Annotated in this window: 10 protein-coding genes and 1 pseudogene; 1 reads left to right on the top strand and 10 read right to left on the bottom strand. The window is 33.7% G+C overall.

Annotation, left to right across the window (positions count from 1 at the left end; genetic code table 11):
• Positions 1–208: 208 nt before the first annotated feature.
• Positions 209–355: pseudogene (locus COD11_RS08790) on the bottom strand (sigma 54 modulation/S30EA ribosomal C-terminal domain-containing protein); the annotation flags it as partial.
• Between the two features lie 108 nt (positions 356–463).
• Here COD11_RS08790 and hag point away from each other — a divergent pair.
• The gene (gene hag, locus COD11_RS08795) at positions 464–1405 is read left to right on the top strand and encodes a flagellin Hag (protein WP_098796393.1); all 942 of its coding nucleotides are present in this window, start codon (positions 464–466) and stop codon (positions 1403–1405) included.
• Between the two features lie 151 nt (positions 1406–1556).
• On the opposite strand, the gene hpf is transcribed toward hag, so the two are convergent.
• The 9 genes from hpf to COD11_RS08840 all read right to left on the bottom strand — a co-directional run bounded on the left by hpf (position 1557) and on the right by COD11_RS08840 (position 6944).
• A complete protein-coding gene (hpf, locus tag COD11_RS08800; RefSeq protein ID WP_098796394.1) occupies positions 1557–2111 on the bottom strand; it encodes a ribosome hibernation-promoting factor, HPF/YfiA family in 555 nt (184 codons plus the stop codon).
• Between the two features lie 200 nt (positions 2112–2311).
• Entirely contained in the window at positions 2312–2482 is a 171-nt protein-coding gene (locus tag COD11_RS08805; RefSeq protein ID WP_098796395.1) for a YjfB family protein, read from the bottom strand.
• A gap of 167 nt (positions 2483–2649) precedes the next feature.
• On the bottom strand, positions 2650–3003 hold the full coding sequence (fliT, locus tag COD11_RS08810; RefSeq protein WP_098796396.1) for a flagellar protein FliT: 354 nt from the start codon (positions 3001–3003) through the stop codon (positions 2650–2652).
• Complete coding sequence (fliS, locus tag COD11_RS08815; RefSeq protein WP_098796397.1) at positions 3003–3404, bottom strand: flagellar export chaperone FliS; 402 nt, start codon at positions 3402–3404, stop codon at positions 3003–3005. The genes fliT and fliS overlap by 1 nt, the downstream gene beginning before the upstream one ends.
• An 18-nt stretch (positions 3405–3422) precedes the next feature.
• The gene (locus COD11_RS08820) at positions 3423–4985 is read right to left on the bottom strand and encodes a flagellar hook-associated protein 2 (protein WP_098796398.1); all 1563 of its coding nucleotides are present in this window, start codon (positions 4983–4985) and stop codon (positions 3423–3425) included.
• A 13-nt stretch (positions 4986–4998) separates the two neighbouring features.
• Positions 4999–5340 (bottom strand): flagellar protein FlaG, encoded by a 342-nt coding sequence (gene flaG, locus COD11_RS08825; protein ID WP_098796399.1) that lies wholly within the window; start codon positions 5338–5340, stop codon positions 4999–5001.
• An 82-nt stretch (positions 5341–5422) separates the two neighbouring features.
• Positions 5423–5680, bottom strand: coding sequence for a flagellin (locus COD11_RS08830; RefSeq protein ID WP_369689270.1), 258 nt, complete (start codon positions 5678–5680; stop codon positions 5423–5425).
• Positions 5681–5689: 9 nt separating this feature from the next.
• The gene (locus COD11_RS08835) at positions 5690–5902 is read right to left on the bottom strand and encodes a hypothetical protein (protein ID WP_098796401.1); all 213 of its coding nucleotides are present in this window, start codon (positions 5900–5902) and stop codon (positions 5690–5692) included.
• Between the two features lie 7 nt (positions 5903–5909).
• Positions 5910–6944: a hypothetical protein gene (locus tag COD11_RS08840; protein ID WP_098796402.1), complete on the bottom strand. Its 1035-nt coding sequence runs from the start codon at positions 6942–6944 to the stop codon at positions 5910–5912.
• Between the last annotated feature and the right edge of the window lie 1588 nt (positions 6945–8532).

Here is an 8532-nt window from a genome sequence, read left to right on the forward strand (position 1 = left end):
GGTACTAATTCTTCAATCATGACAAATTCAACTTCATTTTGGGTTTCCCTTTTAGGTTTAAACATATCTTCCACCGTCCTAAATTTGTTTTTCTATATGTATATTATACCGTATTAACGCGGTGAACAGATAAAGTATATGAATAAAAGTAATGGCTGTCGAGGTTTCTCGACAGCCTGAGCACCCCATTAAAGGTGCTGTTTTTATTTTATACAGTCGGCTCAATCAAGCCATATTTTCCATCTTTACGCTTGTACACGACACTTGTCGTATTTGTTTTAGCATCGGTATAGACGAAGAAATTATGCCCTAGCATATCCATTTGAAGGATTGCTTCCTCAGCATCCATTGGCTTGGTTGGAAGACATAACTGGCAAGCCATTGATATTTACAATTCTTCACTAAAAATATAGATATAAATACCGATAATATAGATAAGAGTAAATTTAAGGATTTGATACCTATGATTATCCAACATAATATTACAGCATTAAACACACATAATCAGCTCTCAAAAAGTAATCAATCTCAGTTAAAATCGATGGAAAAATTATCATCAGGTTTACGCATTAATAGAGCTGGTGATGACGCCGCGGGTTTGGCTATCTCTGAAAAAATGAGAGGACAAATTAGGGGGCTAGACCAAGCTTCCCGTAATGCTCAGGATGGAGTTTCACTTATTCAAACAGCAGAGGGTGCACTAAATGAGGTCCACTCTATTCTTCAAAGAATGAGAGAAATTACTGTACAAGCTGCTAACGATACAAACACGACTGAGGACAAAGATCAAATTCAGAATGAAATTCATCAGTTAACGAGAGAGATTAGCAAGATTGGAAACACAACAGAGTTTAACAATCAGAAACTGTTAAATGGTGATGGCTCTATAGCAAGTTCTTCTACTTTTACTTTTCAAATTGGAGCTAACGAAGGACAAAATATAGAACTACAGATACGAGACATGAGGAGTCAGGCGCTAGGATTAACTTCTGTATCAGGATCAACATGGGAAGGCTATCCTGTCTCAAGTCCCGTCGGAACTGTATATTATAATTCTGTACCGATTGAACTTGGGAGTGATTCAACAACGGAAAATGAACTTACTTTACAGGTTAACGACCAAGATTCTGCAAACTCTTCTATGGTGATTATCGACCATGCAATCAAAATTGTTTCTGAAGAACGAAGTAAGTTAGGTGCCTATCAAAACCGGTTAGAACATTCTATTAATAACTTAATGACAACATCAGAAAATTTAACAGCATCTGAATCCAGAATTAGGGATTCAGACATGGCAAAAGAAATAATGAATCAAACTAAACAATCAATTCTCTCTCAAGTGGGACAAGCCATGTTGTCTCAAGCAAACCAGATGCCCCAAGGTGTTTTACAGTTACTAAGATAATTTTAAAGGTTGCAAGGATTGCATATAATCCTTGCAACCTTTTTTGTTGGAAAAGTCCCCTAATAATAAGCCAATAAAGTCTTTAAAGTTTAAATACTCACAAAAACTCCCCTATAGAACTGAGAACAGCGCCCTGTAGGCGCTGTTCGAATTATACATGTGGCTCAATTAAGCCGTATTTTCCATCTTTACGTTTGTAAACAACATTTGTTTTATTCGTCTTCGCATCCGTATAAACGAAGAAATTGTGACCCAACATGTCCATCTGAAGAATCGCTTCCTCACTGTCCATTGGCTTAAGGTTAAAGCGCTTCGTACGAACCACTTCTTCTTGCTCGTCTACTTCTTCTTGAACTTCATTTTCAGGTTGATAATTACTAAACACAAACTTAGGAGCTCCTTGTTCACGAAGCTTACGGTTCACTTTTGTTTTATGCTTACGAATTTGACGTTCTAATTTATTAACAACTAGATCGATTGCTGCGTACATGTCCTGGTGATTTTCCTCAGCACGTAACACAAGATCTGTCATAGGAATCGTTACCTCAATTTTAGATTCTTGCTCATTATAATACTTAAGGTTGATGTTCACATTGGCATCAACAGACTCTTCAAAGTATCTCTCAAGCTTACCAATTTTCTTTTCTGCATATTCTCTTAATGCTGGAGTTATTTCAATGTTTTCCCCTCTGACGTTATATCTCATGATTGAACTCCTCCTTTATGATAAAGCTATGTAGTACTACTTCTATATTTCCCTGCTTGTCTCCTGCCTAAACTGAAAAATAATTCGAAAAATTTTGTGGATTTTGTAGAAGCATGCGGTTTTTATTTGTAAATAATTTGTTATTGGATAAAAAAGAACCTACTATAAATATATAGTAAGTTCAGAATAATATTACTGCTTCAAGCCTTTATATCAATAGACTTGCCTAATGTAGGATGGGAAGCTTTAAGCATTTCAACTGTTTGTTGACCTTTTTGTTCAACAGTATCCAAAGTTTTCTTTGCTAAAGCAAGACTAACCTTTTGTCCTAGTGAAGCCTGAGCTTTACTTAATGAAAAAGAAACTTCCATAGTAACACCTCCTTATATCCTTTATCGGCATATAAGAGAGATTGTTGAGTATGCATCATCCGAATTATGATTTTCCACATAGAAAACACCTCCAAAAACTTTAACGTACTATTTGAAGGTGCCATTTTTTTTTCTTATTATTAGTGTTTCAAAGGTTTTTAAGTCAGTTATCTTCTCTTATCATAAAACATACCATCGGATACTGATACATCCTGATATGGATCAGCATATTGTCTATTTGTTACTTTTGCTTTTTTTAGATTCATCATATCTTGTTGGATTTGTGATTTCAGCTGAGCTAATCTTGCTTCTATGGTTTTATTCCATAAAATAATTTGTTCACCTAGTTGTTTTTCTTGATCATCTTTAGGTCTTATATTTTCTTTTATGATGAGTTCACGTTCTTCGAGCAAGGATGTAAGTTTATCTATTAAATCTTCTCTGTCATCTGAATTAACTGGTTTTTCAACTAACTTAAATAGCTGTTCAGTAATTCTGTATATTTCAAGAACGGAGCTCACTAAGCCTGTCCACCTTGCCCATGTTGTTTTTGACGGTTAATTTGGATGACCTGTTTCCATGTGTCCCGAAATTCTATGGCATAGTTTTCTACTTCTTTTAAAATAGATTGGTCATTCTTAATATTGGCTTCTACTAATCGGTGATTCATATATTCATACATAACTTCAAATTTTTTAGAGACCTCAAAATCTTTATTTAGAGTGATCATTAACTCTGTGATGATTTTTTGAGCTTTTTGAATGTTTGTATTTTTTTCTTGAATATTTGAATCTTCCATTGCTTTTGATGCTTGAGAAATAAACTTGATACATCCGTTATAAAGCATTAGTGTGATTTCACCTGGTGTTGCTGTTGCTACTGCATTTTGTTGATAGGCTGAATACGGATTATTTATTGCCACTTATGACACTCCTTTTTATTAAGCGAATTGTTGCATCAAATATGTTGATTGAGAATTTGCCTTTTGAATCGCTTTTTCCATTGCGGTAAACTGATTCCAGTATCTGTTTTCTATTTGAGTTAGACGGTCTTGGAAACGACTAATTTGGGAGTCTAAATTCACAATATTGCGACCAATTGAAAATTGTTGATTTGTTGAAGTAAGTTTTCCAGCTTTCTTTTCTATGCCTGCTACTGTATCACTGATGATATTTCGAAGTCGCTTTGTTAGTCCTAGCTCTGACTGAACCGTACTATCTTTTGTCGTTGTTGTACCATCTGCTGCGGTTGTTGTAATGCGAGTCGCTCCACTAAACATTTGGAAGACAGCATTCGGATCTTTTGAAATGGCTTCCCTTAATTTTGTTTCATCAATGGTTAATTTACCATTATCTCGATAATTGTTTGATGTCTTTATACCAATTTCCGCCAATTGATTATAATCAGTATTTGCCCCTGTTCCAGAATAAGGAGAATATAAAGCAGTACGCATCTTGTTTAAAGAAGAAGTTAAGACAGAGTCGTTTTTTAAAAGTCCGCTTTTGGCTTTTTCTTCCCATAATTCAATTTGTTTCTCTGTCATTGACTCTTTTTCTTCATCTGATAAAGGTTGATAACTGCGATATCGAGTTTCACTGACTTCTCCATTGATCTTCTCTATTAATTCATTATATTTATTAACAAACTGGACAACTTTATCAACCATATTATCTGTATCATTCGAGACTGAAATAGTAGCTGCCTTACCATTTGTTACATCATTTAGCTTATATGTTACACCATTAATCGCAAATGTATTGCTAGCTCTATCTGTTGCTAATCCATTTATAGTAAATTCTGCATTATCCCCTCTTGTAGTCTCAGTAAGAGTATAAGGAACCGTGCTATTAGTTTCCTGGAAACCTAATTTACTAAATAGTGTATTTGCAGCTTCATTTGCGATTGTAATAGAGGAACCACTTCCAGTATCATTTTTTGTCATAACTACCTTACCATTTTCAGAGAATACATTAATACCTAATTCCTTTTTACTTGATAATTGCTTTAAGACATCCTCTATAGAGGATCCTGCTTTAATAGTTAATTCAATAACATCTGATTTTGTACCATCACTATTTGTTACCATTGATTGAGTACCATCACCATTAGTAACCTTTAATTGAATAACAGTATCTGAAGCAAATGTATTTTGGTCATAAGTTATAGCAGAGTTTGAAATCCAACTAGTAGATGTAGCTAATTTACTTACTACTATCGATGTATTAACATTTCCTGCATTCGTGCCTGCTGTCGCAGTAACCGCACTAGGCATAGAACTTGTTACAGTCTTTTTTAAAAAATCCTTTTGAAGTGCCATATTATCAAAAATATATTTATCAAAGTCACTTAAAAGGGTATTCATACTACGATAGTCATCACGTTGCCATTCAAGTAATTGCTTTTTTTGAGTTAGCTTATTTAGTGGAATTCTTTCTGCCTTCATTAAATCACTAACTAATGTATCAATATCCATACCACTTGCTAATCCACCGATTCTAACCATATTTTTATCACCCCTAGATTTTTTTATCAAACAGAATACCCATAAATTCTGTCATTTCTGAATATATATCAAGTATTTTTTTTGAGGGTATTTCTTTAATTACTTCATTTGTTTGGTCATTCACAACTGTTACATAGTATTCATTTAATTCATCATGAAGTTGAAATTTAATATGGGTGTTTGTTGGCTTTAGAAAATCGTTTAATCCTTTAATGATTTTCTTTAAACTCTCTTCATCTTGTTTCACATTCTTTTCTATTTCAGTTTTTACTTCTGAATCTCTTTTCTCTACAGTCCGGTATGTTAGTTCTGTGTTGTGAAGTGCTGGCTGTGAAGTAATTTTGTCGATAGACATAAAAAACACTCCTCTGAATTAAATATCTATTTTTAATATCGGTTAATCTTTATAGATGTTTAATTTATTGGAATTAAAAATTTCATTTAAAAAGCCCCAGAACGTGTTCCTGCGATTGTTGTAGATGTACCGCCATTGCCTGCTGTGCTTGAGATAATATTTGTTCCTTTAAAAGATTCATTGTTTCCTTAGCCATGTCAGTATCATGAATTCTACTCATGGAGGCAACTGTATTTTCTTCCGTTACTGATAGATTAGTTGCTATATGATCTAGCCGGTTTTCTACAGCACCAACATTTCCTAGTTCCTGCAAAACAAATTCTAGGGCATTGTCAATGATTTTTAACCCCTATGCTGCATCTTCTTGATTTCGCACACAAATAATATTTGTGTCCCTTAGTAAATTATCAAACGATGCTATTTCCACCTTGAAATTTTGTCCAGAATTAGCTCCTACTTGGAACGTAAATTCATTCGGTTCATATCCAATAGCTTGCCTAACACGATAGTCAACTGATAACGTATGATTTCCCGCACCAAGCGTGATACTATCTTTATTCAATACTATTTTACTGCAAGGAATACTGATCTGTAGATAGCTGATTTCCATCTAAGGAAACTGCTAAATGTGAAGGATCTATTTCCGCCCCTGTTAAACTATCTCCTGTTTCATGATCACAATAATTATGAAAATAGTTATTTGGCATATGATCATTTAATGATATCTCTAATGAATCAAAGTATTGGACGGTTAAAGAAACTCCAGCTAGTGAATTTGTAACATCCGGACGGGCATTTCCCACAATCTCCACCTTTTGACCATCTACTGTATATCCATCTCCTGTAGTATCCTGTGCTTTTGAAATCTCCTCTCCATTCAAAGTTACTTTATAAACATAAGAATCCTGAGGTATATTTTGAACTAAGTCATTAGCAGTTAAAGAGTACACTCTAAAGTCTCCGGGATTATCATCAAAATCAGGACGATAAGAACCATGGAGGGAAAGTCTATTTATTTCATGATCAAATGAGAAACCATTTTCAGAATCATAAGGTACTTCCGTGCCATTTTGATAGACTCTAATTGCTTTTGGGCCTGATGCACTACCCAGTCCATAATCAAGCGTATTCGAAGCAAGTTGGAAATCATAAGAGTCATTTCCTCTACTAGAAGAGCTACTCTCATAGACATAACTTACTTTAACATCAGGATTTGATGTATTATTTGCTTCAGGACGTGCATCGCCGTAAAGCTCAATACGGTTAGTTTGACTGTTGTAATAGAATCCATTAGTTTTCGTTTCATCATATTCTACTTTAGTACCATCTACTTCGACAAGAAATGTAATCGGTTCATCTGTTCCATATGTTTCAGGAGTTGGTGACAAAGCAATTTCTATTTTCCCATCTTGAAGATAAACGTCTTCTGTCGGGACAACCATCTGAATTGAATACGTATCATTTACATCGGGGCGACTTGTCCCATATAGCTCAATCGTATTTGTTGTTGAATTATATTGAAAGCCATTAGTGTTCGAATATTCAATTTCCTCTGTAGAATTTTGATATACACGTATAGAATTAGGTGACGTTGTACTACCCAAGTTATAAACTTCTGGTACATTGTATAACCTAACACCGTATACATCTTTAGAAGTAGATGTTGAATCATAAACATAATTAATCTTAACTTCTTCATTAGAGGCAATATCTGACCGTGCATCTCCATAAAGGCTTATTCTACCATTTTCATACGTATACCCATTGGTTTTAGAAGCATCATAAGCTATTTCTTCCCCTCCAACATAGACACGTAAAGAGTGAATCTGTTGTTAGATCCGGGTTTTCGAATAAGCTCATTGGTCCACTTGTTAAAGTTTGATTATAGAGATTCCCATTAACTTTTCTAATGTTACCTAGGTTATCTGAATATACAAATGAAGTGTTTCCATTTTCAACAATTGACGAAAAATAAGTCCTGAACTACCATCCTGGTAGTTGTATTCATATGTTTGATAACTAGTACTAGTCCAGCTATTTGATGTGGATGGACGTCTCTCCAAGATAAGCTCTGTGCCACTATTTATAAGCCTCATTAATGAATTGTCTGTAACCTTATTTGAGTAGTAGTACTAGTTGCCTGTCTTCAATTGATATATAACCTCTATCATTAGAAACGATATATATATTGCCCCCTAATCACGTAAAGAAGTAAATACAATTACCTCCATCTTGAGTCCATCTTAGAAGATGATGATCATTGATAGTGGTACCGACATAGGAAACAGGCTTACCATCACCTATAGTTACTGGAGGATAACGGGTATAATTCGAGGAGGTTTTTTCAGTCTTAGGTAGGATATAATCATATCCTATAGTATTCATTGCAGTGTCAACAATTTAAAGAGACCTACTTGAGATAATTGAATGTTTTTGAGGCCGTACGATCTTCACAATGAGATTCCTCCGTGGGTTTTATTCGATAGTAATTTCATAGTATTAAATTCTGTATTCCTTATTGTGGTCAATGTCATTTAGATTTTTTAAAACTCGATTTATTTTATTTAGTATAAGCAGTGTATCTCCAGTAATACCAACAACAATTCAATAATATTCAGGAAGAGAATAGGTTATTATAAAGCATTTATGATCAAAGGAATATACAAAAAAGCACTCTCAGTAAGTAAAGAAAGTAATGCTTTATATTATACAATGATAGATGTGTAAAATAGACCATAAGGTAAACAAAACTAACATTTCCATAATTCAAAAATTTCATTAAAATTCACTTGGAAGTATCAGTCTATGTAAAAATACTGCTCAAACTCATAAAATATCATCAAAATTGAAGCTCACAAAGTATATCGGGGTTTATATCCGAACAAATTTAGACAAATTAAACCTTTTTGATATTGGAAGAGTATTTTTGATTTAATAATTGGAAATAATTTATTTCCGTTATTTTAGAATTGATAAATTACTTTAATCCATCATCATCAATTTCTCGTTGATGGCAACAACGTTTATTAATATGCAACTTAAGTAATTGAAAATGATTGAAAAAACCTTACTAATTCCTATATTTCACTTATTTAATTGAGTAAAAAAATCCTTAACAGTTATAATTATCCTTTTCATGTCATTTTCATTATATCTATGATCACAAGGTATAGTTGTTTTTGTCAATATTAA

The sequence above is a fragment of the Bacillus sp. AFS040349 genome (assembly GCF_002577655.1).
Lineage (GTDB): Bacteria > Bacillota > Bacilli > Bacillales > Bacillaceae > Metabacillus.

Excerpts from the sequence above, each read along its gene's own strand:
- hag (WP_098796393.1), top strand. The coding sequence starts at position 464 with ATGATTATCCAACATAATATTACAGCATTAAACACACATAATCAGCTC.
- hpf (WP_098796394.1), bottom strand. The coding sequence starts at position 2,111 with ATGAGATATAACGTCAGAGGGGAAAACATTGAAATAACTCCAGCATTA.
- COD11_RS08805 (WP_098796395.1), bottom strand. The coding sequence starts at position 2,482 with ATGGAAGTTTCTTTTTCATTAAGTAAAGCTCAGGCTTCACTAGGACAA.
- COD11_RS08820 (WP_098796398.1), bottom strand. The coding sequence starts at position 4,985 with ATGGTTAGAATCGGTGGATTAGCAAGTGGTATGGATATTGATACATTA.
- flaG (WP_098796399.1), bottom strand. The coding sequence starts at position 5,340 with ATGTCTATCGACAAAATTACTTCACAGCCAGCACTTCACAACACAGAA.